This is a genomic window from Caballeronia sp. AZ1_KS37, from assembly GCF_023631165.1.
Lineage (GTDB): Bacteria > Pseudomonadota > Gammaproteobacteria > Burkholderiales > Burkholderiaceae > Caballeronia > Caballeronia zhejiangensis.
Genome location: NZ_JALQDP010000045.1, coordinates 101,108 through 126,736, shown reverse-complemented (window position 1 = coordinate 126,736; position 25,629 = coordinate 101,108). Strand labels below are relative to the sequence as shown.

At 63.6% G+C, this 25,629-nt stretch carries 23 protein-coding genes; 10 read left to right on the top strand and 13 right to left on the bottom strand.

Annotated elements, in window-relative coordinates; all coding sequences use genetic code 11:
* The first annotated feature begins 168 nt into the window (after positions 1-168).
* Positions 169-462 (top strand): DUF2866 domain-containing protein, encoded by a 294-nt coding sequence (locus tag NCS00_RS31655; protein ID WP_051078953.1) that lies wholly within the window; start codon positions 169-171, stop codon positions 460-462.
* 2 nt (positions 463-464) lie between these two features.
* Positions 465-1,217 carry a winged helix-turn-helix domain-containing protein gene (locus NCS00_RS31650; protein ID WP_250442132.1) on the top strand — a complete coding sequence of 251 codons (753 nt, stop codon included), beginning with the start codon at positions 465-467 and terminating at the stop codon, positions 1,215-1,217.
* A 54-nt stretch (positions 1,218-1,271) separates the two neighbouring features.
* On the opposite strand, the gene bamA is transcribed toward NCS00_RS31650, so the two are convergent.
* Positions 1,272-3,566: an outer membrane protein assembly factor BamA gene (gene bamA / locus NCS00_RS31645; RefSeq protein WP_250442131.1), complete on the bottom strand. Its 2,295-nt coding sequence runs from the start codon at positions 3,564-3,566 to the stop codon at positions 1,272-1,274.
* Between the two features lie 36 nt (positions 3,567-3,602).
* Complete coding sequence (locus tag NCS00_RS31640) at positions 3,603-3,992, bottom strand: hypothetical protein (protein WP_008345356.1); 390 nt, start codon at positions 3,990-3,992, stop codon at positions 3,603-3,605.
* Positions 3,993-4,345: 353 nt separating this feature from the next.
* Here NCS00_RS31640 and NCS00_RS31635 point away from each other — a divergent pair, with 353 nt between their 5' ends.
* The 3 genes from NCS00_RS31635 to NCS00_RS31625 all read left to right on the top strand — a co-directional run bounded on the left by NCS00_RS31635 (position 4,346) and on the right by NCS00_RS31625 (position 7,972).
* Entirely contained in the window at positions 4,346-4,615 is a 270-nt protein-coding gene (locus NCS00_RS31635; RefSeq protein ID WP_250442130.1) for a hypothetical protein, read from the top strand.
* 397 nt (positions 4,616-5,012) lie between these two features.
* Entirely contained in the window at positions 5,013-5,312 is a 300-nt protein-coding gene (locus NCS00_RS31630) for a hypothetical protein (protein ID WP_008345358.1), read from the top strand.
* Positions 5,309-7,972: an ATP-binding cassette domain-containing protein gene (locus tag NCS00_RS31625; protein WP_008345359.1), complete on the top strand. Its 2,664-nt coding sequence runs from the start codon at positions 5,309-5,311 to the stop codon at positions 7,970-7,972. Before NCS00_RS31630 ends, NCS00_RS31625 begins: the two co-directional genes overlap by 4 nt.
* Before the next feature lie 61 nt (positions 7,973-8,033).
* Here NCS00_RS31625 and NCS00_RS31620 read toward each other — a convergent pair whose 3' ends face one another.
* The 11 genes from NCS00_RS31620 to NCS00_RS31570 form a co-directional block, all read right to left on the bottom strand.
* Entirely contained in the window at positions 8,034-9,026 is a 993-nt protein-coding gene (locus tag NCS00_RS31620) for a UDP-glucuronic acid decarboxylase family protein (RefSeq protein WP_250437773.1), read from the bottom strand.
* Positions 9,027-9,053: 27 nt separating this feature from the next.
* The gene (locus NCS00_RS31615) at positions 9,054-10,013 is read right to left on the bottom strand and encodes a glycosyltransferase family 4 protein (protein WP_008345361.1); all 960 of its coding nucleotides are present in this window, start codon (positions 10,011-10,013) and stop codon (positions 9,054-9,056) included.
* Positions 10,000-11,055 carry a glycosyltransferase family 9 protein gene (locus NCS00_RS31610; protein WP_250442129.1) on the bottom strand — a complete coding sequence of 352 codons (1,056 nt, stop codon included), beginning with the start codon at positions 11,053-11,055 and terminating at the stop codon, positions 10,000-10,002. The genes NCS00_RS31615 and NCS00_RS31610 overlap by 14 nt, the downstream gene beginning before the upstream one ends.
* The gene (locus NCS00_RS31605; protein ID WP_250442154.1) at positions 11,052-12,068 is read right to left on the bottom strand and encodes a glycosyltransferase family 2 protein; all 1,017 of its coding nucleotides are present in this window, start codon (positions 12,066-12,068) and stop codon (positions 11,052-11,054) included. Before NCS00_RS31605 ends, NCS00_RS31610 begins: the two co-directional genes overlap by 4 nt.
* 32 nt (positions 12,069-12,100) lie before the next feature.
* Positions 12,101-13,846 carry a carbamoyltransferase family protein gene (locus tag NCS00_RS31600; protein ID WP_033535668.1) on the bottom strand — a complete coding sequence of 582 codons (1,746 nt, stop codon included), beginning with the start codon at positions 13,844-13,846 and terminating at the stop codon, positions 12,101-12,103.
* A 3-nt stretch (positions 13,847-13,849) separates the two neighbouring features.
* Positions 13,850-15,010 carry a glycosyltransferase family 9 protein gene (locus NCS00_RS31595; protein ID WP_502801617.1) on the bottom strand — a complete coding sequence of 387 codons (1,161 nt, stop codon included), beginning with the start codon at positions 15,008-15,010 and terminating at the stop codon, positions 13,850-13,852.
* Complete coding sequence (locus NCS00_RS31590; protein ID WP_008345366.1) at positions 15,007-15,585, bottom strand: D-glycero-alpha-D-manno-heptose-1,7-bisphosphate 7-phosphatase; 579 nt, start codon at positions 15,583-15,585, stop codon at positions 15,007-15,009. The genes NCS00_RS31595 and NCS00_RS31590 overlap by 4 nt, the downstream gene beginning before the upstream one ends.
* On the bottom strand, positions 15,582-16,853 hold the full coding sequence (locus NCS00_RS31585; RefSeq protein WP_008345367.1) for a glycosyltransferase family 4 protein: 1,272 nt from the start codon (positions 16,851-16,853) through the stop codon (positions 15,582-15,584). The genes NCS00_RS31590 and NCS00_RS31585 overlap by 4 nt, the downstream gene beginning before the upstream one ends.
* A 184-nt stretch (positions 16,854-17,037) precedes the next feature.
* On the bottom strand, positions 17,038-17,985 hold the full coding sequence (locus tag NCS00_RS31580; protein ID WP_008345368.1) for a glycosyltransferase family 2 protein: 948 nt from the start codon (positions 17,983-17,985) through the stop codon (positions 17,038-17,040).
* On the bottom strand, positions 17,978-18,652 hold the full coding sequence (locus tag NCS00_RS31575; protein WP_250442128.1) for a PIG-L deacetylase family protein: 675 nt from the start codon (positions 18,650-18,652) through the stop codon (positions 17,978-17,980). The genes NCS00_RS31580 and NCS00_RS31575 overlap by 8 nt, the downstream gene beginning before the upstream one ends.
* Positions 18,653-19,005: 353 nt before the next feature.
* Complete coding sequence (locus tag NCS00_RS31570; RefSeq protein ID WP_008345370.1) at positions 19,006-19,947, bottom strand: helix-turn-helix domain-containing protein; 942 nt, start codon at positions 19,945-19,947, stop codon at positions 19,006-19,008.
* 93 nt (positions 19,948-20,040) lie between these two features.
* Between NCS00_RS31570 and NCS00_RS31565 the strand changes: the two genes are divergently transcribed.
* The 5 genes from NCS00_RS31565 (at position 20,041) to NCS00_RS31545 (ending at position 25,628) form a co-directional block, all read left to right on the top strand.
* Positions 20,041-21,291, top strand: a complete 1,251-nt coding sequence (locus NCS00_RS31565) for a DUF1479 domain-containing protein (protein ID WP_250442127.1) — start codon at positions 20,041-20,043, stop codon at positions 21,289-21,291.
* A 40-nt stretch (positions 21,292-21,331) separates the two neighbouring features.
* Positions 21,332-22,579, top strand: a complete 1,248-nt coding sequence (locus tag NCS00_RS31560; RefSeq protein ID WP_502801616.1) for an ABC transporter substrate-binding protein — start codon at positions 21,332-21,334, stop codon at positions 22,577-22,579.
* A 209-nt stretch (positions 22,580-22,788) separates the two neighbouring features.
* Complete coding sequence (gene tauA / locus NCS00_RS31555; RefSeq protein WP_008345373.1) at positions 22,789-23,865, top strand: taurine ABC transporter substrate-binding protein; 1,077 nt, start codon at positions 22,789-22,791, stop codon at positions 23,863-23,865.
* A 49-nt stretch (positions 23,866-23,914) separates the two neighbouring features.
* Positions 23,915-24,730, top strand: a complete 816-nt coding sequence (locus NCS00_RS31550; protein ID WP_008345374.1) for a taurine ABC transporter ATP-binding protein — start codon at positions 23,915-23,917, stop codon at positions 24,728-24,730.
* Positions 24,731-24,740: 10 nt separating this feature from the next.
* Positions 24,741-25,628, top strand: coding sequence for an ABC transporter permease subunit (locus NCS00_RS31545; protein WP_200889158.1), 888 nt, complete (start codon positions 24,741-24,743; stop codon positions 25,626-25,628).
* The last annotated feature ends 1 nt before the right edge of the window (position 25,629 follow it).

The window sequence follows — 25,629 nt, the reverse complement described above, 5'->3', positions numbered from 1 at the left end:
CCGATTCTAGTTGATGCGGCCTTCGTCACGCAGTTTCCTCGCGAATCTCCACGACTTCTCCACTTTTTCTCCATGCTGGATGCGGCATTGATCGCTAACGTCGCTGGCAATCTCAAGGGAAAACCACGGAGTTACGCCATGCCACGCACCGAACGAAAGGAGGCCGATATGAAGCGCCCGTCCTGGCCCGGACGAAGTTCCGCCGATGTAGCGCAGATCGCCGACGAACCCGCGACGAAACTGCGCGGCTGCCGCCTTTCCGCGCCGATCGTGCAGCCGTGGGGCGCGTCCTGCCGTGTCGTCGAATGGATCAACTTTCGCGGCGAACGCTCGTTCATCGCGGTGCACGTGAGCGCGACGGAACCGGAAATCCGCGAGCGCATGCGCCTGCACGCCAACGGCGAACGTCACGTCGCGCTCGATGCGGCCGCGCTCGGCCGTCCGAAGCTGCGGAGGGCGTAACGATGATGTCCGGTACGCACGAGCCGCATCGCATCGTCATCGTCGAGCCGGATGACGGCGTTCGGCAAAAACTGCGCGCATTTCTTTCGAGCTATTACCCGGCGATGCGAACGATCTCGAATGCAGAGACGCTCGCCGTCGAGATCGAGCACACGAAGCCTTCGCTGATCCTGCTCAGCAACGAACTGACCGACACGCCCACGGCAGCCGTGCTCTGCGATCTGCGCACGCTGCATCCGGATATCGCGGTGCTCGTCATCGGCGCGCCGCACGGCTGGATGGACGCCATCACCTGTCTCGATCTCGGCGCCGACGACTTCGTGCAACTGCCCTGCAACGAGCGCGAGATTCTTTCGCGGATGCGCAATCTGTTGCGTCATCGCGCGGGGCGTGCATTGCCGGTCACGCCCGGCGACGGCAAGCTGCGCCTCGGCGACTTCGTGCTCGATCCGGCGAAGCGCACGCTGAAGCGCAAGCGCGTGGCCATCGACGTACACGACAGGCTCATCGAACTGCTCGCATTGTTCGCGCGCAATCCGATGACGGTGATGTCGCGCCTGCGCCTCACCCGTCAGTTGAGCGAGCAGGGCTGCGCGCTGTCCGAGCGCTCGGTCGATGCGCTCGTGTGCCGTTTGCGACAGATCGTCGAGGACGATCCCGCAGAGCCGCGCCTCATTCAGACGATACGCGGGCGCGGCTACGCCTTCAGTCCGAATGGCGCGAAGCTCGGCGCGGTCATGCCCGCTCATGCGTAGATCGCCGAACCCGGACGGGGCCGGGCTCTTCGCCGGAGATTCACGTAACGAGCCTTAAAACGCGGTGCCGATCTGAAACTGGAACTTCTGATACGTGTCGCCGCTGTGATGCACGATCGGGAAACCGAGGCTCAGCTTCAGCGGGCCGATCGGCGAAATCCATTCGAGGCCCATGCCGTAGCTGTAACGCAGGCCGTTCGATCCGGTGCTGTTGCCTTCGTCGCCCCAGACGTTGCCGCCATCGACGAAGGTGAACACGCGCAAGGTGCGGTCGTAGCCGGTGCCCGGCAACGGGAACGTCATCTCGATGTTGGCGACGACCATCTTCGAGCCGCCGATCGGATCGTTCGTCGTCTTGTCGCGCGGACCGAGCGAGCTCGACTCGTAGCCGCGCACGGAACCGATGCCGCCCGCGTAGTAATTCTTGAAGATCGGATACGACTTGCCACCCAGACCCGAGCCATAGCCCGCCTGAAGATTCACGCCGAACACGAAGCCGCGCGAGAACGAGTGGTAATACTGCGCGGTGAAATCGGTCTTGTAGTACTCGGTGTTGCCGAGCGGCGTGCCCACTTCCGCGTTGGCCTGCAAATAATAGCCGCGGCTCGGCACCAGCGCGCTGTCGCGATGGTCGCGCTTCCAGCTCGCCGTGAGCGGCACGTTGTTCACCACACGGCCGAACTCGCTCACGTAGTCCAGATACGATTGCGGCGTATCCGAATCGGTATTGAAGCGATCCTGCTCGACGCCCGCGCCGAAGTACACCATGTCCGACTCGGAGAACGGAATGCCGAACTTCGTGTCGACGCCCATGCTCACGATACGAAAGCTCGAATCGCTCGAATAGTAGAGCGGATACGTCGTCCGGTAATACGCATCGGTGATGCGCTGAATGCCGTCGACGGTGAAGTACGGGTCCGTCTGCGTGATGCTCAGCGTGCGATACGTCTTCGCCGTATTGACGTTCACGCCGAGACTCGTGCCCGAGCCGAACACGTTGTCCTGCGTGACGCCGGCGGACAGCACGACCTTGTCCGTCGATGAAAAGCCCGCGCCGAGCGTGATCGCCCCTGTCGGTTTCTCTGTCACTTTCATCTGAACGTCGACCTGATCCGGATCGCCTTCGATGGGCACGGTCGTCACATCGACATCGGTGAAATAGCCGAGACGGCTGATGCGGTCTTTCGAGAGCTTGAGCGCCTGACTGTCGAACCATGCGCTTTCGAACTGGCGCATTTCACGGCGCACGACTTCATCGCGCGTGCGCGTATTGCCGATCACTTCGACGCGGCGCACATACACGCGCTTGCCCGGATCGACCTGCAACGTGAGCGCGACCGTGTGATGCGCCTGATCGATGTCCGGCTGCGCGTTCACGCTCGCGAAGGCGTAGCCGTATCCGCCGAGCCTGTCGACGAGCGTCTGCGTCACTTGCTGCAGCTTGTTAGCCGAGAACAGCTCGCCCGGCTCGATGCTCACGAGCCGCGCCAATTCCGCATCGCGCCCGAGCAGATTGCCCGCGAGCTTCACGCTCGTGATGGTGTAAGGCTTGCCTTCGTGCAGCATGATCGTCAGAAACATGTCCTTCTTGTCGGGCGAGATCGAAACCTGCGTCGATTCCACGCTGAATTCGAGGTAGCCGCGATCGAGATAGAACGAGCGCAGGTTTTGCAGATCGCCGGTGAGCTTTTCCTTCTGATAAAGATCGTTCTTCGTGTACCAGGAAAACCAGTTGGGCGTGGAGAGCTGCATCTCGTCGTGCAGCGTCTTTTCATCGAACGCGGTGTTGCCGAGAAAATTGATCTGCCTGATCTTCGCGCTCGGTCCTTCGGCGACCGAGAAAAGCAGTTGCACGCGGCCGCGATCGAGCGGCGTCACCGTGGTCGTGACTTCGGCGGCGTAAAAGCCGCGCATCAGATATTGGCGCTTGAGTTCCTGTTCCGCGCGGTTCGCGAGCGCCTTGTTGTAGGTCTGACCCGGCGCGAGTCCGACCGATTTCAACGCCTTCGACAAATTGTCCTTGTCGAATTCATGCACGCCCGCGAACTGAACGCCGGCGATGGCCGCCGCTTCGACGACGCGCACGACGAGCACGTCGCCTTCGGTCGACACGCTCACGTCGGTGAAGAGGCCGGTGTCGTAGAGCGCGCGGATCGCATCGGTGGCTCCCGTCTCGGTGAAGGTGTCGCCGCGCCGTATCTTGAGATTGGCGAAGACCGTCGACGGATCGACGCGGCTCACGCCTTCCACGCGAATGTCGCGCACGATGAAGCTGCTGCCGGCATGCGCGTGCGCGCTGACGAGGGCGCCCGCCGCGACTGCGAGCGAGCGATAGATGTGATGCTTCATGCGGGAATCGGGAAAAGTGGAGAGAGCGGCGCGGGCTTACTGGATCGGTGCATCGCCGATGGCAGGCAGGGACTGGCCGGTCGCCGCGCCGATGACTTCATGGATCTGCAGCGCGCTTTCGCGGCGTATGCGAAAGGAGAGCTGCGCGCCGCCCTGAAGGACGAAGGAGAGAATCAGCGCGCCGGTGCCATCCGCATCGAGCGCGACTTCCCAGCCTGCGCAATGCATCGTGAATTTGGCCGCGCGATTTTTCTTGCGGATTCTTTCCGAGCACGCGATGGCGTGCGCGAGCGCGGCGATCAACTCGTGCATGACGGAGCAATGCAATGCGACCGACGAGCCCGAGCGCGCGTCGACGACGAGATAGCCGCCGTCTTCGCTAAGCCGGAAGCTCGCGAGCGAATCGATGGTGAGAGCCGGGCGCATGTGCGTTCGAAGCGGGTTATCGAAAGCGCACAGTCTATGAAGGCACGACGCGCATTGGGTTACGCGCCTCTTACCGGATGTTGCCCGGGATGCGGCCAAGAAAGCGGCGCATTCAATCGAATGCTTTCCTATAACCACATCATGAAATGCGCGTGATTTTTTAGGCGTCGCGGTCCGATATTTGCTCGATAAGGGCTAAGCTATCCGAATGCCTGATTTACATCGCATGTCTGGAAAAACGTGCATTGCGTGGCCGTCGAAAGCGGCGCGGCAAGGCAGCGCTCGAGCGGTCGGGCGTTTCTCCGGGCGTTCGGACCTCGCATCAGCAGATGTGCTTTTAAACGAAGGACATCATGTACTCCATGAGCGGTTTTTTTGTCGAGATCATTCCAGAACACGTACCGGATGACGGCTGGACCGCGATCGCACAGTTCTCGCGCCAGCGAGATTATCGAAAGCACGACGAAGTGCCCAAAGCGACCTTTCCGACCAACTTGGCGTATGGAACACGGAGCGCCGCCGAGCGCGCCGCCACGCAATGGGCACGCGAATTCGTCACGTCTTCGAGCGAAGTTCTCGAATCGTCCTTGCGGCTGGAAGAGGCGGCGCGCAAGGCTCATTGAAGGCAATTGCCTGCAAACGTACTGGGTCGAGTCTTTTCGATCTCAATCCCACTACGACAAGATGGATAGGCAGACTCTCTCGAGGATCGACCTCACGCTCACGCAATTCGAGCGTAGAGTTTCCGAACAGGAATGGCGTCAGATTCGTCTACGACAGATCGGTTGCAATAGTAAAGAGTGCATGGCATTGCTTCACGAATTGCAAAACAGCCTGAGATGCCTCCGGCGATATCGATTCGCTGTCGGACAAGACTTCGGGCGCCCCGATGATGACGTGGGTTCATGCTGGATTCAGGCCCTTTGACGCTTCCCATTCGGTCCGTCATCGCGGTCCCGGGCGCACGGGTTGCTGATCGACACACCAGTGCCGACCACTCCCTGTTGCAGGAAGAACGCCATGAATCGCAAATTACGATCGGGAATGATCCACACGCTCGCGTGCGTCTCGCTGTCGGGCGTCACGCTCGCAAACGCCCAGCAAAACGGTGCGCCGCCAGGCCATTCCACATCGGGAAACCAGGCGTCCGGGAAATCCGCGGGTGTCGCCGGCGGCGCGGGCGCCGCGGGCCAGTCGGGCACGGACCCGGCCACGCTTAGCCGCATGGAAGAAGAGCGCGTGCAGAAGAACAACGCGCAATCCGCGACGAAGGGCGCATCGAGTCCCGGCGCGGGCAAGCGCAAGGACTGGAAGGAGTGACGGCCCGCGTAACGGAGGATCAGGAGCGCGCGCGTGTGCGCAGGCGCATCGGCGCCGATCTGTGGCGCGCGGTGTGGGCCTGGCGCTATCAGACCGCCGCGGCGGTCGCGCTGATGATCGGCGCGCGGCTCGCGGTGGTCGGGGTGCCGCTGATGCTCAAGCGCGTCATCGACGAGTTCAGCCATCCCGCATCGAGCGTCGTCTTTCCGGTCTTTCTCGTCCTCGCCTACGTGCTGCTGCGCTATCTCGGCGATGTGCTCAACGAAGCGCGCGACGTCGTCTTCAGCATCGTCACGCAGCGCACGGTCGCGTCGTTCACCGAGCGCACGTTCGCGCATCTTCATGCGCTCGGCGCGCGCTTTCATGCGCGGCGCGAAACCGGCGCGGTCGTGCGCGACGTGCAGAAGGGCGCGGACGGCATCGGCTTTTTGCTCGGCACATCGCTCTTCACGATCGTGCCGGTGATGATCGAGATCGGCACGATCGTCGCCGTCATGGTGCATGCGTATTCGCTGGAATTCATGGCGATCATCGGCGCGACGTTCGTGCTGTATTCGGTGTGGACGGTCATCTTCACGCGCTTTCGCATGCGCTTCCAGCGCGCGGTGAACGGCCTCGAAGCACAATCGGACGGCCGTCTCGTCGACAGCCTGCTCAACTACGAAACGGTGAAGTTCTTCGCGAGCGAAAGCATCGAAACGCGGCGTCTTTCGAGCGTGCTGGAGCAGTGGGTGCATGCGCGCATCGCCAATCAGCGCGCGCTCACGCTGCTGCATGTCGGGCAGAGCACGATCATCACGATCGGCATTGCGGCGGTGATGTTGCGCGCGGCGCAACACGTCGTCGCGGGCACGATGAGCGTGGGCGATCTCGTGCTCGTCAACGCGTATATCGTGCAGGTGTGCAATCCGCTCAACACGCTCGGCTTCGTGTTTCGCGAGACCAACGACGCGATGGTCAACGTCGAGCGCATGTTCAACATTCTGCTGTCGCGCGGCCGCGTGCGCGAGGATGTCGATGAAGCGCACGCGAAGCCGCTCGTCGTGACGGCGGGCGAGATCGAGTTCGATCATGTCGAGTTCGGTTACGATCCGGCGCGGCAGATTTTGCGCGATGTCGATTTTCGCGCGCATCCGGGCAAGAAGCTCGCGGTCGTCGGCGGCAGCGGATCGGGCAAGTCGACGCTCGTGAAGCTGCTGTTCAGGCTCTACGAGCCGACGGCGGGCGCGATACGCATCGACGGTCAGGACATCTCGCAGGTCACGCAGAACAGCCTGCGCGCGACCATCGGCATCGTGCCGCAGGACACCGTGCTCTTCAACGACACGATCGCCTACAACATCGGCTATGGGCGTCCCGGCGCGACGCGCGCGGACATCGCGCGGGCGGCCCGCGCGGCGCAACTCGACGGCTTCATCGAGCGTCTGCCGGACGACTACGAGACGCGCGTCGGCGAGCGCGGCGTGCGGCTCTCCGGCGGCGAGCGTCAGCGCATCGCGATTGCGCGGGCGATACTCAAGAATCCGCGCATCATCGTGTTCGACGAAGCGACGTCCGCGCTCGATACGCGCTCCGAACGCGCGATCCAGAACGAGCTCGACAGGCTCGCGGAGGGCCGCACGTCGATCGTCATCGCGCACCGGCTGTCCACTGTCGTCGATGCCGACTGGATTCTCGTGATGGAGCATGGACGCATCGTCGAGCAGGGACAGCACGACGAACTGCTCGCGCGCGATGGCGTGTACGCGCGCATGTGGTCGCTGCAATGGCAGCAGGGCGAGCTGAAGCACGCGCAACGCAAGGTGTCCGCGACGGCGCTCGGACTGGATGCGCTCGTCGCAGGCGTGGTCGATGCGCTGCACGACGAGATCGTCACGCGCGGCGTGAATCTCTACACGGTCATCAGCGATCCGGGTTTGCGCGTCTCGGGCGATGCCAGCGTGCTGCAGCAGATCGTGGCCGATCTGTGCCGTTCGCACATGAGCTCGGCGGCGCGCGGCGAGCGCATCGAACTGCGCGTGTTCCGCGAAGACAATCACGCGAATCTCACGGTGATCGGTCAGCGCGCGAGTCCCGCCGATCTGTCTTCGCAGCAGATGCGGCGGCTCGAATCCGCATTGAACGAAATGGGCGGCGGCTTCACGGTGCGCTATATCGACGAGCATGTCGCGTATGTCGCGACGATGCCGCTGCGTCCCGTGCTCGACGATCCGCAAGCGTCCGAAGCCACGCATGACGATGCATTGGCCGGCATCACCGTGATGGTGCTCGACGATCAGGAAGACGCGCGCGATGCGCTCGAAGCCGTGCTCGAATCGGTGGGCGCGCGCGTCATGTCTTGCGCATCGGGCGATGAAGCGCTTGCGCGTCTGCGCGAACTGCCCGGCGCGCAGTGGCCGGATGCGCTTCTGTGCGACATCGTGCTAGGCGGCGAACAGAACGGCTACGACGTGCTGCGACTCATTCGCGAGGAAGAGTCGCGCCGCGGCGCGTCGCTGTCCGAACGCATGCCCGCGATCGCGCTGACGGGACACACGCAGGCGGATGCACGTTCGCGCGCACAGGCCGCGGGCTTTCAGGCGCATCTGACGAAGCCGGTCGCCGCGCCGAAGCTGATCGCGACGATCGGCGACGTGACGGCGCGCACATCGCTTCGATGAGGGCGGCGCGAGCGCGCGTTCGAATGTGACCGATGCAATGCTGCGCCGTTGAACGGAAGCATCAACCTGACGTGGCGATAGTGAGCGCGTGACGTCCCTGCATCGCCTCGATGACGCCACGGAAATGCTGCGCCGTGCGACGCAGGCCTTCGTCGAGAGGCGTCGTCGGTGTCCAGCCGAGGGCATCGCGTGCGAGCGCGATATCCGGCTGACGATGCCACGGATCGTCCATCGGCAAAGGCTTGAACACGATCTCCGATGACGATCCCGTCAATTCGATGATGCGCCGCGCGATCTCGAGCATCGAAAGCTCGTGCGGATTGCCGAGATTGACGGGTCCGGTGAGTTCATCGGGCGTGTCCATCAGGCGGATGAATGCGTCGACCATATCGTCGACATAGCAGAAGGAGCGCGTCTGCGAGCCTTCGCCGTACACGGTGATCGGCTCGCCCGAGAGCGCCTGCATCATGAAGTTCGAGATCACGCGTCCGTCCGACGGATGCATGCGCGGCCCGTACGTGTTGAAGATGCGCGCGATCTTGATCGACAGTCCGTGCTGCCGCCGATAATCCATGAAGAGCGTTTCGGCGCAGCGCTTGCCTTCGTCGTAACACGAGCGCGGACCGATCGGATTCACGTTGCCCCAGTACGCTTCCTGTTGCGGATGCACATGCGCGTCGCCATACACTTCGCTCGTCGATGCCTGGAAGATGCGCGCATGCACGCGCTTCGCAAGCCCGAGCATGTTGATCGCGCCGTGCACGCTGGTCTTCGTCGTCTGCACCGGATCGTGCTGGTAATGAATCGGCGAAGCGGGGCAGGCGAGGTTGTAAATCTCGTCCACTTCGACGTAAAGCGGAAATGTCACATCGTGCCGCATCAGTTCGAAATTCGGGCTGTCGAGCAGATGCGCGATGTTGTCCTTCGTGCCGGTGTAGAAGTTATCGACACACAGCACATCGTGCCCGAGCGCGAGCAGCCGCTCGCACAGATGCGAGCCGAGAAAGCCCGCGCCGCCCGTCACCAGAATTCGCTTTCTATAGGCTTCTCTCATGTCGCCTTCATCCTTTCGATGTGTGTGCTAACTGCATACGAAGCGCAGCGTTTCGTCCCAGTCGCGGGCGAAGCGCGCGATATTGAATCGTTCGAGCGCCGTGCGCCGCGCGCCTTCGCCGAGACGCCGCGCTTCGGCGGGATCGCGCAGCAGGTGCTGCATCGCGTCGATGAGCGCCTGCGTGTCGGTATGCACGTAGCCGCTTTCGCCGTTGCGGATCACGGTGGCGAGTTCGGTCGTCGCGAGACCGATGATCGGCATGCCGATCGTCATCGCTTCGACGATGGCGAGCCCGAGGCTCGTCCAGCGAATCGGATTGAAGAAGAAGCGATAGCGCGCGCTGAACGCCGCAAGCTCCAGGTTGCCGATCTCGCCGATGCCGCCCGCCGACTGCGCATCCATGCCGACGAGATCGAGCGGCACGCGCGCGGCCGCTTGTGCATAGACATCGTTGCCGAGCCGCCTGCCGCGCTGGCGCAGATGATTGATCACCGCGATGCCGCGTTCGAGTTCGCCGCTATAGCGCACGCCTTCGGGCACGATCACGCCGTGTTCGATGACGCGCGTCGGCGTTTCGCCGCTGTCCCACATCAGCTTGTTGAAGTGCGTGACGTGCACGAGCAGCGTGTCGCGTTCCTGCACCCAGTGCTTCTGTTCGAAGGGGTTTTCCTGCGGCGGATCGTGCTCGATGTAGACGCGCGGCAGCCGGCGTTGCGCGTCGCTCAGCAGATTGATGCGGTCGTCGTCCCATTGACGCTTGTGCTGAAAGAGCACGACATCGAAGGATTGCGACTGCACTTCGCTCGCCGGAATTTCATGCACGTTCGGGCCGAAGGGCAACGCACCCGCCGTGCCCGCATAGCCCGGCGGATAACCGGGGCGCGTGACGAGATAGAAGTCGTGCGGCGCCTGGCTCAGATAGTAAAGATAATTGCCGTGAATATGCCAGGTAAGCACGCGCAGACGCCGGGAACTAGTCGTGGGCATGAAGAAGCGTCTCCTCTCGGACGGTCGATTCAAGCTGGGCGAATGCCGTGTCGATCACGGATTGCACGCTTATGTTCACCGCGCATTCATGACCGTAAGGACACTCGCGAAACGCGCACGGACGGCACGAGGGCCAGTCCGCGAGCACGCGATGACGCGCGTGATCGAGCGGCGCCCAGCGACGTGTATCGCTGCCCGACGCGACGACGACACTCGGCGTGCGCATCGCTGCGGCGACATGCGAAAGCCCCGTGTCGTTGCATACGATGAGCCGCGCCTTCGCGACGAGCGCCGCGAGCGAGCCGAGCGACGTGCGGCCGGCGAGATCGATGCCGGCACCTTGCGCAACGCACGCCGTCAACGAGGCTTCACCCGCGCTGCCTGTGACGGCGACTTGCCAGCCGCGCCGCGACAACGCGCGCGCCACGTCGGCGAAGCGCTCGACGGGCCATCGACGGGAAGGCAGCTGCGCGCCCGGATGCACGAGCACGAGCCGCTCGCTATCGAGCGCGCACGCTTCGATCAGCGCATCGCATTCGCGATTGTCGGCATCGGTCAGCGGAATCTCGAGATCGAGATCGCCTGCGTCGATGCCGAGCCGCTGCATGAGCGCGGTGTATCGCGCGGATTCGGGCAGATCGTCGGGCCATGGCATGAAGACGCCTTTACGCATGGCTTCGTCCGGCTTCAGAAAGCCCGCGTTCAGACGCGCGCCGATGCCTTCGACGATATCGTTCGCCACGCCGCCGCTTCCATGCAGTTGAATCGCGAGATCGAAGCGACGTGCGCGCATCGCTTGATGAAAACGAGGCAGATGTGCATCTGTTTCCTGCTGCTCGGGAAAACCGATAGCGCCGGGAAACACGATAAGTTCATCGACGAGATGCGCGTATCGTTCGACGAAACTCGCCGCCCAAGGCAGACCGATAAGCGCGATATGTGCTTGCGGATAGGCGCGGCGCAATGCACGCAACGCAGGCACGGCGCACAACATGTCCCCGAGCTGCAATGCGCGAAAGATGACGATGCGCTCGACGTTCATAGAAAGAAGACCCTGAACTTGAACGCGCCGCGTATGCGCCAGTAGATCGACAGATACGGAATGATCGCCGACGTCCACAGCATTTCCGCGACGTGCGACGGCGTGCGCGCAGTCGTCTTCAATCGTTGCATACTGAACCATATGGTCATCGCGGCCCAGGCAAGCAATGCGAGCGACCCGGTGCGCGGCGCGTGTGCTGCGAACGATCCGATCGCAACGACGAGCGCCGCGAGCATCGCGTAGTACAAAAGCGGCGGATTGCGGCGGATGCGCGTGCGAAACATCGCGGGATACTTTTTGTAGAGCAGTGCATCGAACTGGCTCTTCTTCTGCTGCGATATGCTCACGCCCCAGCGCGCAGGGCGCACCGGATGCAGCACGGTTGCGTCTTCCGCACGCGCGATGACGAGTCCCGCCTTCATCAGCGCGAATTGCAGATCCGAATCCTCGCGCCACGCCGCCGTAAAGCGCGCATCGAAGCCGCCCGTACGTTCGAGTGCGGCGCGCGTGACGAAGGTGTTCGCCGTCGCGAATTCGGCGCTGGCGAGTCCGGCGGCGTCGCGTTCGTAATCGGTCGGGCGTGGTCCCAGCGGCACGACGATGCGGCCCGACACGGCATCCGCGCCCGCATCGAGCGCACGCATGCCATGGGCGATCCAGTTCGGATCGGGAATGGTGTCGTCGTCGGTGAAGGCGATGCGCCGCGCAAGCGATGCGCGCCAGCCCGCGTTGCGCGCGCCCGCCGGACCCTGCGTCGCGGTGACGGGAACGTAGCGGATCAACGGGCCGCGCCGCGCACGCGATTGCGACAGGCGCTGCACGCATGCCTTCGTCGCTTCGTCGGGGCCGTCGTCGCATACGATGATCTCGTAGCGCGCCGGATCGTAGGTCTGCGCCGCGAGCGCCAGCACGCAGCGTTCGAGCATCGCGGGGCGGCGATACGTCGGCACGACCACGGTCACGTCCGGGATGAAATCGCCGCGCGGTATCGCGGGTGCATCGGCCGCGCTCATCGCGCCGTGATCGAAGAGTTCGGCGTAGGTGCTCATGCGTGCGCGCCCGGCTTTTCGACAAGGAACGAGCCGATCACGAGCGCATCGAGCGGCGACGTCCAGAACGATTCGAGTGCGTCGCGCGGCGTATTCACCATCGGCTCGCCGCGCGTATTGAACGATGTATTGACGAGAACCGGCACGCCCGTGCGCGCCTTGAACGCCGCGAGCAGATCGTAGTAAAGCGGATGCTGCGCGCGATTGACGGTCTGCACGCGCGCGGTGCCGTCGATATGCGTGACCGCCGGAATGCGCGTCTTCATGTCGTCGCGCACGTCGAACACGAAGAGCATGAACGGCGCGACGCGTGCATCGACGAACCAGTCGGCTGCGTGCTCTTCCATCACGACGGGCGCAACCGGACGAAAGTCCTCGCGATCCTTGATCTCGTTGAGGCGCGCCTGCATGGACGCATCGATGGGCGATGCCAGAATCGAACGCGCGCCGAGCGCACGCGGGCCGAACTCGGTGCGTCCCTGATACCAGCCGATGACGCGGTTCTGCGCGAGAATGTCCGCCGTTTCTTCGGCGATATTCGTGAGCTTGCGATACGGCGCGCGCGTCCACTTGAGGAAGGTTTCGATCTCGTCGTCATCGAACGACGGTCCGAGATATGCGTGATCCATGCGCCATTTTCGACCGCGATCGCCGGTCTTCGCGCGTTGCTGATAGTCGGTCCACAAGGCAGCGCCGAGCGCCGTGCCCGCATCGCCGGCGGCGGGCTGAACCCAGATTTCATCGAACGGTCCGCGATCGCGCAGGCGCGCGTTCATCACGCAGTTGAGCGCGACGCCGCCCGCCATCGCGAGATTCTTCAGACCCGTACGTTCGTGCAGCCACTTCGCGAGTTCGAGCGCGGTCTCTTCCAGAACGACCTGCAATGAATGCGCGATATCGAAATGATGCTGCGTGAGCGGGCCGCCGCGTTCGCGCGCGGGACCGAAGCGCTCGACGAGACGCGGCGCATCGACGGTATAGCTGCCGTCGCGGCGATACTTCACGATCTCGCGAAACTGATCGACATACGCGGGCTTGCCGAACGACGCGAGCGCCATCACCTTGTACTCGTCGGACGAGTGCAGGAAGCCGAGATAGCCCGTCACCGTTTCATAGAGCAGGCCGAGCGAGTGCGGCAGTTCCACTTGCTTGATGCGCGTATATTCGCCATTCACGAATTGCCCGAGACTCGTCGTGACGCCTTCGCCGCGACCGTCCATCGTGAGTACGGCCGTGTCGTCGAAAGGCGCGGCGAGAAACGCGCTCGCTTCGTGACAGAGATGATGATCGACGTTATGCCACGCGAAGCGCGGGGCGCGTCCGCCGCTTAGGAAACGCCGCTTCAGATGATGCGGCGCGCCGTCGATCAACTGACCTTTCGCATTGACGATATAGCTCAGGAACAGCGGATCCCAGGGCGATTCGGACGGGTTCGTCATCGCTTGCGCCGAGGGCATCATCGGCAGGGATATGTTCGCGTTTGCGTCCTTCGGCATGCCGGAAAACAGATGCGGATCGTACGAATACGCGATGTGATCCACATCCGCGAGTTCGATGCCCGCTTCCTTCAGGCAATAGTCGATTGCATCGAACGGAAGCTGCCATGTGGAAAACGGCACCGGCCGTTTCGCATGCTTGACGTGCGTGAAGCGCTCGTCCTCGGCCGCCGCGATGACGACGCCGTCCTTGACCAGCGCCGCGGCGCTGTCGTGATAAACCGCGTTGATTCCAAGTGTGTACATAGCTTAGCTTGCCTGTGTTATCGGATGGACGGGCGATGCATGTTCTTCTTCGATGAGCTCGAGCGCGGCGGAGACAACCTCGTCTACCTCGACGCCGACAAGGCACGCGTGATGGCCTTCGGGACACACGCTGCGATAGCACCAGCGGCACGAGACATCGTGATACAGCACGCGATGCGACGTTTGCCACGGCATGTGCTGCGGATTCGTGAGTGCGTAGAGATCCACGACGGGCGCGCCCAGCGCGGATGCGAGATGCACCGGTCCGCTGTTGTTCGAGATGAGAACGCGAGCGCGCTGGATGAGCGCGGCGAGTTCGCCGAGTTCGAGCACGCCGGACAGATCGTGCGCGTAGGGACTCGTGCCGCAGGCGGCGCGGCACAAGTGACTTTCGCTTCGCGAGCCCGTCACGAGAATCGGCCATTCCAATTGAGCGCCGAGACGTTCGATCGTTTCGGCGAAGCGTTCGACGGGATAGCGGCGCGATTCCGCGCTCGCACCCGGATGCACGACGATGAACGGTGCGTCCACATCGACATCGCGGGCGATGAGCTTTTGCGTCAGCGAGTCGATATCGGCGGGGCGCACGGAGAAGCGCATGCGCGTATCGTCGGCTTTCGCACCGACTCTTGCGACGAGAGCGAGTTGCCGCTCCACTTCATGCCGTGTGCCGTGCTGCGGTTCAGTCTCCTGAACCCAGTCGGTGAGCAAACCATACGGATTCTCGCGGCAATGCGCGAGCCGCAGCGGAATGCCGGCGAGATGACACAACATGGCCGCGGGCAGCGGATTCTGGCTGTAGACGCTGAAGATCACCGCTGCATCGAAATGCGCCGATGCAAGGCGCGCACGCATGGCGAGATCGGCGAGGGCGTCGATGGGCGCATCCTGCTTGACCCACGGCGCGTCGTATTCGATCACATCGTCGATTGCATCGATGAAAGGCGCCGTCGCCTTGCCCGCACGCGATGCGAGCAAGGTCAGATGCCTGCCCGGCTGCGCGGCGCGTAACGCGTGCAGCGCGGGCGTCGTCATCAGCACGTCGCCGAGATTGTCGAGACGGATGCAGAGAATGCGCTTGACATCCGCGCCCCATTCGCGCGCCTGGCTCGCGGCGCTCTTGCGCGCATGCGCTTCGACGACGGGTGCAAGCATGGGCTTCATGCGGGACACTCCGCATTGACGACTGCAATCGCCGCCTCGTACAGGTCCTTCGCGACGATATCCGGCTCGCGTCCAACGCCTTTGAGCCATTCGGTTTCGTTGCCGTTATCGATCAGCGCACTGCGGCAGCCCGCGCGATGACCGGCTTCGACGTCATCGAGAATGTCGCCGATGAACCAGCTCTGCGAAAGATCGATGCCATGCTCGCGCGCCGCACGCAACAGCAGGCCGGGCGCGGGCTTGCGGCATTCACACGCGCGCGTGAATTCAGGCACGACGCCCCGCGGATGATGCGGGCACCAGTAAATGCCGGCGAACGACGCGCCCGCTTCGGCTGCGAGTTCACGCAAACGCGCTTCGACGCGATCGAGTGCCTGCAAGTCGAACTTGCCGAGCGCGACGCCGCTCTGATTGCTGATTACGAAGATCGGCAGTTCGAGCCACGAAAACAGGCGCAACGCGTCGAGCGCGCCCGGCGCGAGGCGCATCTTCAGCGGATCGACGTTCCAGGGCACATCGTCGAGCAAGGTGCCGTCCTTGTCGATGAAGATCGCAGGCCGCAGTGGTTGCGTCATCGTGCGGCTCCGCCCATGGCAACGCGCGCGGCGGCTTGTCCTTCCTCGCCCGCAAGTCGCGCGTAGACCTGTGCGAGCGCCTGCGCGACGCTCGACCATGTGAACATTGCGTTCGCGCGGGCGAGGCCCGCTTCGCCCATTCGCGTGGCGAGCGCGGCATCTCGCTTGAGCGCGACGAGCGCATCCGCGAGCGCGGCCGGATTCTTCGGCGGCACGAGCAAGCCGGTTTCTCCGTGCGCCACCGAGTAGCGAATGCCGCCGACAGCAGCACCGATGACGGGCCGCCCGCAAGCCATCGCCTCCAGCGGCGTGATGCCGAACGGCTCATACCACGGCGTCGTCACGAAGACATCGGCTGCGTTATAGAAGTGCTTCAGTTCACCTCGTCCATGACGGCCCACGAAGTGAACATGCTCTTCGATGCCGCATTCGCGCGCGACCCCGCGCAGCCTGCCGATCTCCGGCGTCGCGTTCTCGTTCGCTTCGTCGGAATTGCCGCCCGCCACATAAAGCTCGGCACTTTCGCCATGCTCGCCGTGTAGCATGCCGAGCGCGCGCACGACATTGTCGACGCCCTTGCGCGGCACCATGCGCCCGAGTTGCAGCACGATGAACCGGTCTTGCGGCCAGCCGAGACGTTCTCTCGCTGCCGCCTTGTCTAACGGATGGAACTCCGCGCGATCGAAGCCGCACGGCACGAGGTCGATGCGCGCGGGATCGGCGTCGTACAGATGGATCAGATCGTTCTCGTCCTGGGGACATTCGGCGATGACCGAATCGGAGCGCCTGACGAGCTCGTCTTCGATATCGAAGCGCGCATCGGGAAAGCCGTCCGATTCGCCTTGATGCAGGCGTCGCACGCGCCCCAGCGCATGAAACGTCGTGACGAGCGGCACGCCGAGCGCGTCCTTGATGCGCAGGCCCACGAGGCCCGACATGAAGAAGTTCGCGTGCACGATGTCATACGGTTGCGCTTCCTTCTTCATGAAGTCGATCATGAAGCCGGCGAACGCATCCATATGCGGCAGAAGCTGTTCCTTCGGTAACTGCACGGGCGGACCGGCCGGTACATTTATCACGCGGATGTTTTCGAAGCGCGAGACGAGCGGCAATAACGAACGGTCGCAACGCGTGAACACATCGACGTCGTGACCGATGCGGACGAGCTGACGCGCGACATTCGCCACATAGATGTTTTGCCCGCCGCTGTCTACGCCACCCGCGATCGCCAACGGCGATGCGTGCTCACTGATCAATGCGATTTTCACGGAAGTCCCCTTATCTTGCGATCCCAATGTGCGTGTGCGCGGCGCGCCATCGCGTGGATCAGTCACCAGCGTTCAGCATTCCCTGTGCCACTCGTTGTCGAACTGGCGAGAACTGCGAAACGATTTGCGGTTCGATGCGGGACGAACCAAATTTCGTTTGGTTCGTCGCGCGACGCACGCGTTTTTACGTGGGGCGTGTAGAACCGAAAGACGCCGACGATTTCGTCTGCCTGGCGCGGCGCAAATCGTCTTCGCGCACGACGCGGCGCATGTCCTGGACGCGCGAGGGGATCACGCGGCGCCTGGTCATCGCCCATGCGATGCCGCTTGCGAGGATCGGTAAATCGCGCATCAACGTGCGCTCGCGCCATGCCACGAGGAAGGCTTTTCCGGTGGCGTGAAGGGCTTGGTCGAATGGCAGGCGCATCCATGCGACCCACGCGGCGTTGCGCGCGAGGAGCCTGCGCCGTTGTGCGCTGTCGCGCAGCGGTGAGGGATGGTGATGAAGGACGAGGTCATCCATATAGACCATCTCGTAGCCGGCGGACAGGACATCCAGCGAGACGAGCGTTTCTTCTCCGCCGATGAAAAGCCTGGGCTCGTAGCCGCCGACTTGCCGGAAGACGTCGGTGCGGAACACGCACGCGCCCGCCATGAAGCCGACGAGCGCGGGACCGGGCAAGCCGCGATGCGGCAGCGGGCTTTCGCGCATTCGTTGGCAGGTCTCGTCCGCCGCGCCGTCGGCACCGACGACGACGCGCGCGTTGAGCACCGCGACGCGCGGCGCCGCGTCGAGGATCGCGACGGCGCGCGACAGCGATCCGGCGCTCCACCAGGTGTCGTCATCGCAGAATGCGACGTACTCCGTCGCGACGCGAGCGACGCCGAGATTGCGTCCGGCCGCACCGAGATTGTCCGGCGCCACGACGAGTTCGACCGATGGAAACTGCGCCGCAATGCGCTCGGCCGTGCCGTCGGTGGACGCATTATCGACCGCTACGATGCGAATGCGGTCCGGCAGCGCGGCAAGTCTTGCGAGCGTGTCGAGCACCTGATCGGCACGGTTGTACGTCAGCACGACGACGGTGAGCCGCGCGCGATCGGGCTCGGAAAGTGTCGCCGGTTCAGCCATGGTCGACGGCTCGCAGAGTCCAGAAGCGTTCGGGCGCGAGCACGTCGTCATAGCCGTGGGGCCCGAAGGCTTTGAGCTGACTCGCATAACATTGCACCGCGCGTTGCTTCGCTTCGATGCAGCGCGAGAGCGTGGCGGCATCGATCGGATCGAGCAGCGGCGTCGCTTCGATGCCGCTTCCGATGAGTTCGACGAGCCGTTGCTGCACGAGGCCATCCATGCGCCGATATAGACAGTCTTCGTACGCAATGCATGCCGTCGCGTCCGAAAGGCACGCCTCGCGCGCGGCCGTATGAACCAGCGCGTGGTCGGAATGAAAGAGGCCGAGCGGGATGAGGAGCGTGGTGCCATCCGTCTCGCGCATCACGTCGCGAATGGCCGAGGCGATCTTGGCGGTGGTCGCGCTCGTTCCGCCTTGCGTGTATTGGGAGTCGAGAAAGCCGAGATGCACGGCGCGAGCGCCCAGGACGTGCAGCGCGGCTTTGTCTTCGACACGGCGCTCGCGCATCGCCTGATGTGCGTCCGCGAAGCCGCACTGCGCGTCCCAGTCGGTGGCGAGCGCCGTGTCCGGCGCACCCGCGAATATCGTGCAGACGGATGCGCCCGGCGACGCGGCGAGCAGGGCGCCGCAACTGAAGACGGCATCGTCGAGATGCGGGGAAATCACCAGGGTTCTTTGAGCGGAGAGAGGCATGGCCGGTTGCTTTCGATGAATCGATCCGAAGCCACTGCGCAATGAGCGTGCCTCGACGCGCCGGTCTGCAGGTAATCGTCTGATCGTGCGCGGTCGGCGCGTGTGTCGATTGATTAGGAACCCAAGCTAATCGCAACGCGGAGACGACTTCAGCCCATTCGCATGAAGGCACCGCCGGGGTCCGCTCCGACCCAGGCGCATCGGCCGCGACCGACGCTTAACAAGAGCGTGAGCACGCCGGCGCACAAGAAGGCGAGCCGGACGATCGTGGGCTATCTGAGATTGTCGCGCGATGCAGGGCATACGCTCAGCGCATCGCGATAACTTCAACGCCGCCGCTTCTGCTGAAGCGAAGGCGGCCGTTCGGTCAGGCTGTTCGCCGTGTCCTTGACGAGCGCGCCTGCATCGATGAACTGACGCCGGTACTCCGCCGGCGTCGTTTGCTTCGCGGCCTTGAATTGCCGATTGAAGTTGGCGACGTTCGCAAATCCCGAGCGCGCGGCGATGACCGATATCGGCAGGGACGTGTCGCCCAGCATCCGGCACGCATGGCCGATTCGAACCCGAGCGATGTATCGCCCGACGCTCTCGCCGATGTGCTGCACGAAATAGCGCGTCAAGGTGCGCTCCGAAAGGCTCGCCGCTTCGCATAGCTCCGATAGCCGGAGCGGTTCGGCAAAGCGCGCATCGATCATCGAAAGAACGCGATTGATGCGCTCGGGCTCGTGACCGGACGGCCCCGCGTTCGTCTGATTGAAAGCGCTCGGCGACGCGAGCGGATGGCCCGGCGCATCGGCGAGCGTGCACAGGACATCGAGCGCGGCGCTCAGGCGTTCGCGCGGCGCGGTCGAGAGCAACTGTTCGAGACGGCTGCGCATCCGTTCGCCGGCGGGAGGCTCGAACGCCAGCCCGCACGCCGCACGGCGCAGGAGCTTGCGAAGCGGCTCGTATTCGCGGCAGCAGTCCGCCATGCGCCGCGCCCAGTCGCCGTCGAACCAGATGACGATGGCGACTTGCGGCAACGACGAGTCGATCGACCGGTTCGACGACCACGTATGCGGCAAATCAGGCGGCACGAGGACGAGATCCTCGGCCTGATAGTCGTTCACCGAATCGCCGATATAGCGCTTGCCGTGACTGTTCATCGTCAGCGTCAGCTCGTATTCCGGATGGTGATGCCATTCGAATGGAATACGCGCGAGCCGCCGATGGTAAACCCGCACCGAACAGTCCGCGCCGAATTCGACATGCTCGTAGGCTGGTTTCATGGCCGAAAACGCAAATGAATTGCCTGAATCGTATCACCGCCGCAGACGGACGCATCTTATGCTGTGTCCACGGCAATTCATGTGGAGACGATCATGGCGCTGAAAATCGATGACTTGCCGGGCGCGATCCGGCAAGCAAAAAAGGAACTGCGCGCCGCGCTGCCGAACTACCGCGAAGTGTTCGCGCAAGTCGAGCAGACGATCGGCGAGGAAGCGAAGCGGATCGCCGCGCGGCGCGATCGCGGCGAAGACGTCATTCCGGAAATTCAGTTCGCCGACATCACCGAAGGGCGCGTGAGCGGCGAGCAGATCGCGCTCGTCAAGTCGAGCGGCGCGTGCGTGATCCGCAATGTCTTTCCACGCGCACAGGTACAGCAATGGGATGAAGACATCGCGCATTACGTCGAACGAAATCGCCTCGACAAGCGCCTCGAAAACCGCGCCGAAGACAAGTACTTCGGTCAGCTCGCGTCGAGCAAGCCGCAAATCTACGGCGTGTACTGGTCGAAGCCTCAAGTGCTGGCGCGCCAGTCGGAGTCGCTGACCGCGGCGCGCGTGTTTCTCAACAAGCTCTGGCGCAACGAGAGCGAAGGACGCGTTCACTTCGACCCGGAACATGTGCCGGTTTATGCCGACCGTCTGCGCCGGCGGCCGCCCGGTTCCGCGTCGCTCGGCTTGTCGGCGCATTGCGATGGCGGCTCGGTCGAGCGCTGGATCGAAGGCAATTTCCGCAAGGTGTATCGCCACGTCTTCGCGGGCAACTGGCGCGATTACGATGCGTTCGATGCCGCTTTCCGTCCCGATGTCGAAGAGATCGCATCGCCGGCCGTGTGCTCGATGTTCCGCACGTTCCAGGGCTGGACCGCCTTGACGCCGCAAGGTCCGGGCGACGGCACGCTGCAGCTCGTGCCCATCGCCAACGCGATGGCGTACATCCTGCTGCGCGCGCTTCAGAACGACGTCGCCGACGACGACCTGTGCGGCGCGATGCCCGGACGCGCGCTGTCGATCAGGCCGGAGTATCACGCGCCGCTGTTCGAGGCGCTGTCGTCGATCCCGAAGATGGATGCGGGCGACACCGTGTTCTGGCATAGCGACGTCATTCACGCGGTCGAAGACGAACACAAGGGCGCCGGCTACAGCAACGTCATGTACATCGCTTCCGCGCCCGGATGCGCCAAAAACGACGCGTATCTGAAGCGTCAATTGCCGAGCTTCCTGAAGGGCGAAAGCCCGCCCGATTTTCCAGGCGATCATTTCGAAGTCGATTTCGAAGGCCGCGCGACGCCCGACGACCTGACGCCGCTCGGCAAGTCGCAACTCGGATTCGAACAGCGCGCGTGAACGCGTCGCTTCATAAATAAATAAAACCCGGAGACAAGCAATGAAACGATCAACGATGTCGGTTGCGGCAGCCGTCGCGATGTTCATCGCCGGCACGCACGCGGTAACGGCCGCCGAACAGATCTCGGTCCTGCACTGGTGGACTTCCGGCGGCGAATCGAAAGCGATCCGCGTGCTCAAGGACGACATGAGCAAGCAAGGATACGAATGGAAGGACTTCGCCGTCGCGGGCGGATCGGGCACGGCGGCCATGACCGCGCTGAAGACACAGGTGATCTCGGGCAACGCGCCCTCCGCCGCGCAGATCAAAGGACCGCTGATTCAGGACTGGGCCGATCAGGGCGTGGTCGTCACGATCGATCAGGCCGCGGCCGACTGGAAAGCCCACACGCCCGCGCAGATCGACAACGCGATGAAGTCGGGCGGACATTACGTCGCCGCGCCGTTCTCGGTGCATCGGATCAACTGGCTGTGGATCAACAAGGCGGATCTCGACAAGGTCGGCGGCAAGCCGCCCACGACGTGGCCGGAGTTCTTCGCGCTTGCCGACAAATTTCGCGCGGCGGGCATCACGCCTGTCGCGCATGGCGGTCAGCCGTGGCAGGACATGACCATCTGGGAGACGGTCGTGCTGTCGCAAGGCACGGACTTCTATCGCAAGGCGCTCGTCGATCTCGATCAGAAGACGCTCACGTCGCCGCAAATGATTCAGGTCTTCGAGACGGTGCAGAAGATACGCACTTACTTCGACAAGGCCTATCACGGCCGCGACTGGAATCTCGCCACCGCGATGGTGATCTCGGGCTCGGGCGGCATGCAGTTCATGGGCGACTGGGCCAAGGGCGAATTCGCGAACGCGAGCAAGAAGGCGGACGTCGACTTCGTCTGCGCGCCCGCTCCGGGCACGTCGAACGCCTACACGTACACGGCGGATGCCTTCGTGTTCTTCCAGCAGAACGGCAAGAAGGATGCGACGCCGGGACAGATCGCGATGGCGAAGACGATCATGTCGCCCGAATTCCAGGAACAGTTCAGCCTCAACAAGGGTTCGATTCCCGTTCGCCTCGATGTGCCGATGGACAAGTTCGACAGCTGCGCGAAGAAGTCTCGCGCGGACGAGCAGGCGACGATCAAGTCGGGCGGCTTCCTGCCTTCGCTGGCTTTCGGCGAACTTCAATCGCCGGTGACGGCGGGCGCGATCACCGACGTCGTGACGAATTTCATGAACTCGAACGAGGATGCGAAGGAAGGCGTGCGCAAGCTCGCCGCCGCCGCGAAGATCAAATAAAAGGCGCATCCGCAGCGCCGACGCCTTCATAGGAGCCTTCCCGCCGCCCGACGGAATGTGGACTCAACGATTGTTCCCGTCTGGCACTAACTTCCTGGATTTTTCGCTGTGGATACTCGGTCATCGGTTCGCCGCTTGCGCGACGGACCGCACCGAAACGGGGAATGCCGCGCCGGCGAGCCCGATTTTCCACTTCTCCAGGAACCGTCATGAACACGATCCGCGTCTGTGGCTTGAAACGCCTGCCGGGCAAGTTGCTTAGAAAGTTCTCGCCGGCGCGCGCGCTGGCGACACTCGCCGTCGCCGTGTGCGCGTGGGGCGGCGCGCAGGCCGCGAACGCCGAAGACAAGGAAGTGACGATCGCGTATCAGCAGATCGTCGATCCCTGGGTCGTCGGCATCGCCGATGGCTCCATCGCCAAGGCGACCGGCTACAAGATCAACTGGCGGCAGTTCGAATCCGGCGCGAAGGTGGCGACCGCGATGGCCTCGGGCGACATCAAGATCGGCGTGATCGGCTCCAGCCCGCTCGCCGCCGCCGTCAGCCAGGGCGTGGACGCGCAGCTCTTCTGGATTCTCGACAACATCAACGAAGCCGAGGCGATGGTCGTGCGCAACGGCTCGGGCATCGCCAAGCCGGCGGATCTGAAGGGCAAGACCATCGGCGTCCCGTTCGTCTCGACGACGCACTATCACACGATGTTCGCGCTGCAGCACTGGGGCATCGATCCGTCGTCGGTGAAGATTCTCAACATGCAGCCGAATCAGATCGCGGCGGCGTGGGAGCGCGGCGATATCGACGCTGCCTACGTGTGGGATCCGGCGCTCTCGCAACTCAAGAAGAGCGGCAAGGTGCTGATTACGTCGGGCGATCTGTCCAAGCTCGGCAAGCCGACGTTCGACGGCATCGCGGTCGATCGTGCGTGGGGCGAAGCGCACAAGGACTTCATGGCGAAGTTCGTCAAGGCCATCTCCGATCTCGATGCGCAATACCGCAACGATCCGGCCAAATGGACCGCGCAGTCGCAGCAGGCCGCGGCCATCGCGAAGACGATCGGCGGCGCGCCGGCCGACGTGCCGGGCTCGCTTTCGCTGTATGGCTATCCGTCGGCGCAGGAGCAGGCGACGAAGCAGTGGCTCGGCGGCGGCGCATCGAGCCGCGCGGCCTTCGCGCTCAAGGACACGGCGGACTTCCTGAAGCAGCAGAAGCGCGTCGACGCCGTGCTGCCGGACTATTCGAAGTTCGTGACGGCGGAATACGTCGAAGCCGCGGAAAAACTGAAATAAGCCCGGCCGCGCGCCGCTTGCCCTTGGCACATCCGAGTCCGGAGGACATATGGGTTGCATGCAGGTGAAGAACGTGAGCGTGGTGTTTCCGGGCCGACGCCCGGGCGAGCGCGTGCAAGCGCTCGACGGCATCGATCTCACCATCGGCGATGGCGAATTCGTCGTCGCGCTGGGTGCGTCGGGTTGCGGCAAGACGACGCTTTTATCGCTGATGGCGGGTTTCATCGCGCCGTCATCGGGTGAGATGCTGCTCAACGGCAGGCCGGTAGAAGGGCCGGGCGCCGATCGCGGCGTCGTGTTCCAGAAGCACGCGCTCTTGCCGTGGCTCAACGTGCTCGACAACGCGACCTTCGGCCTGAAGCTGCAAGGCGTGCCGAAGGCGCAGCGCGAGGACATCGCGAAGCGCAATCTCGCGCTCGTCGGCCTTCAGGATTTTCATCGGCACATGATTTATCAGCTGTCGGGCGGCATGCAGCAGCGCGTCGGCATTGCGCGCGCGCTGACCTGCGATCCGGCGATGCTGCTGATGGACGAGCCGATGGCCGCGCTCGATGCCCTTACGCGCGAGACCATCCAGGAGCTGCTGCTCGATGTCTGGCAGCGCACGCAGAAGATGTTGTTCTTCATCACGCATAGCGTCGAGGAGGCGCTTTTTCTGGCGAGCAGGCTGATCGTGATGTCGCCGCGTCCGGGCCGCATCACGCATAGCTACGATCTCGATTTCAACCGCCGCTTCCTCGCCACACGCGATGCGCGCGCGATCAAGTCCAGCCCCGATTTCATCGAGATGCGCGAGCGGGTGCTCGGCATCATCTACGGCGACGAGCGCGCCGCTCATCATGCGGAGGAGATTCATCATGGTTAAGCGCGCATCGATGACGGTGCCCGGTCCCGCGATCGACAGCGGCATCGGCGCATCGCGGCGTCCGCCGGGCCGGCCCGCGCGGCAATCGAAGAAGAAGCCGGTGAAGCCGGGCGACACGTTCGGCGTGCCAGGCTACGGCAGCAGCTTCGCGATGAGCATCGCGACCGTCGCCGTGCTCGTGGCCGGCTGGTTTCTGATCACCGGCATGCACTGGGTCAAGCCGCTCTTTCTGCCGTCGCCGCAAGCGGTCTATGCGAAGTTCATCGCGGTGGCGAGCGATGGCTTCGCGAACTCGACGCTCGCGGAACACGTCGTCGCGAGCTTGCTGCGCGTGTTCGGCGCATTCGCGCTCGCGTGTGCGACGGCGATTCCGGTCGGCGTGATGATGGGCGTCTCCCGGCACGCGCGCGGCGTGTTCGATCCGCCGATCGAGTTTTACCGGCCGCTGCCGCCGCTCGCGTATTTGCCGCTCATCATCATCTGGTTCGGCATCGGCGAGTTCTCCAAGATCTTCCTGATCTATCTCGCGATCTTCGCGCCGCTCGCGATCGCCGCGCGCGCGGGCGTGCGCTCGGTGTCGATCGAGCAGATCCACGCCGCGTATTCGATGGGCGCGTCGCGCACGCAGGTCGTCACGCATGTGATCCTCAAGTCCGCGCTGCCGGAGATTTTCACGGGCATGCGTATCGGCATCGGCGTCGGCTGGACGACGCTCGTCGCGGCGGAGATGGTCGCTTCGACGCGCGGTCTCGGCTTCATGGTGCTCAACGCGGCCGAGTTTCTTGCGAGCGATGTCGTCATCATGGGCATCATCGTGATCGGCTTCTTCGCGCTTTGCTTCGATCTGCTGATGCGGTATCTGGAAAAAGCGATGGTGCCGTGGAAAGGCCGCGTGTGAT

Excerpts from the sequence above, each read along its gene's own strand:
- NCS00_RS31655 (WP_051078953.1), top strand. The coding sequence starts at position 169 with ATGAAGCGCCCGTCCTGGCCCGGACGAAGTTCCGCCGATGTAGCGCAG.
- NCS00_RS31650 (WP_250442132.1), top strand. The coding sequence starts at position 465 with ATGATGTCCGGTACGCACGAGCCGCATCGCATCGTCATCGTCGAGCCG.
- bamA (WP_250442131.1), bottom strand. The coding sequence starts at position 3,566 with ATGAAGCATCACATCTATCGCTCGCTCGCAGTCGCGGCGGGCGCCCTC.
- NCS00_RS31640 (WP_008345356.1), bottom strand. The coding sequence starts at position 3,992 with ATGCGCCCGGCTCTCACCATCGATTCGCTCGCGAGCTTCCGGCTTAGC.
- NCS00_RS31635 (WP_250442130.1), top strand. The coding sequence starts at position 4,346 with ATGTACTCCATGAGCGGTTTTTTTGTCGAGATCATTCCAGAACACGTA.
- NCS00_RS31630 (WP_008345358.1), top strand. The coding sequence starts at position 5,013 with ATGAATCGCAAATTACGATCGGGAATGATCCACACGCTCGCGTGCGTC.
- NCS00_RS31620 (WP_250437773.1), bottom strand. The coding sequence starts at position 9,026 with ATGAGAGAAGCCTATAGAAAGCGAATTCTGGTGACGGGCGGCGCGGGC.
- NCS00_RS31615 (WP_008345361.1), bottom strand. The coding sequence starts at position 10,013 with ATGCCCACGACTAGTTCCCGGCGTCTGCGCGTGCTTACCTGGCATATT.
- NCS00_RS31610 (WP_250442129.1), bottom strand. The coding sequence starts at position 11,055 with ATGAACGTCGAGCGCATCGTCATCTTTCGCGCATTGCAGCTCGGGGAC.
- NCS00_RS31605 (WP_250442154.1), bottom strand. The coding sequence starts at position 12,068 with ATGAGCGCGGCCGATGCACCCGCGATACCGCGCGGCGATTTCATCCCG.
- NCS00_RS31600 (WP_033535668.1), bottom strand. The coding sequence starts at position 13,846 with ATGTACACACTTGGAATCAACGCGGTTTATCACGACAGCGCCGCGGCG.
- NCS00_RS31595 (WP_502801617.1), bottom strand. The coding sequence starts at position 15,010 with ATGAAGCCCATGCTTGCACCCGTCGTCGAAGCGCATGCGCGCAAGAGC.
- NCS00_RS31590 (WP_008345366.1), bottom strand. The coding sequence starts at position 15,585 with ATGACGCAACCACTGCGGCCTGCGATCTTCATCGACAAGGACGGCACC.
- NCS00_RS31580 (WP_008345368.1), bottom strand. The coding sequence starts at position 17,985 with ATGGCTGAACCGGCGACACTTTCCGAGCCCGATCGCGCGCGGCTCACC.
- NCS00_RS31570 (WP_008345370.1), bottom strand. The coding sequence starts at position 19,947 with ATGAAACCAGCCTACGAGCATGTCGAATTCGGCGCGGACTGTTCGGTG.
- NCS00_RS31565 (WP_250442127.1), top strand. The coding sequence starts at position 20,041 with ATGGCGCTGAAAATCGATGACTTGCCGGGCGCGATCCGGCAAGCAAAA.
- NCS00_RS31560 (WP_502801616.1), top strand. The coding sequence starts at position 21,332 with ATGAAACGATCAACGATGTCGGTTGCGGCAGCCGTCGCGATGTTCATC.
- tauA (WP_008345373.1), top strand. The coding sequence starts at position 22,789 with ATGAACACGATCCGCGTCTGTGGCTTGAAACGCCTGCCGGGCAAGTTG.
- NCS00_RS31550 (WP_008345374.1), top strand. The coding sequence starts at position 23,915 with ATGGGTTGCATGCAGGTGAAGAACGTGAGCGTGGTGTTTCCGGGCCGA.
- NCS00_RS31545 (WP_200889158.1), top strand. The coding sequence starts at position 24,741 with ATGACGGTGCCCGGTCCCGCGATCGACAGCGGCATCGGCGCATCGCGG.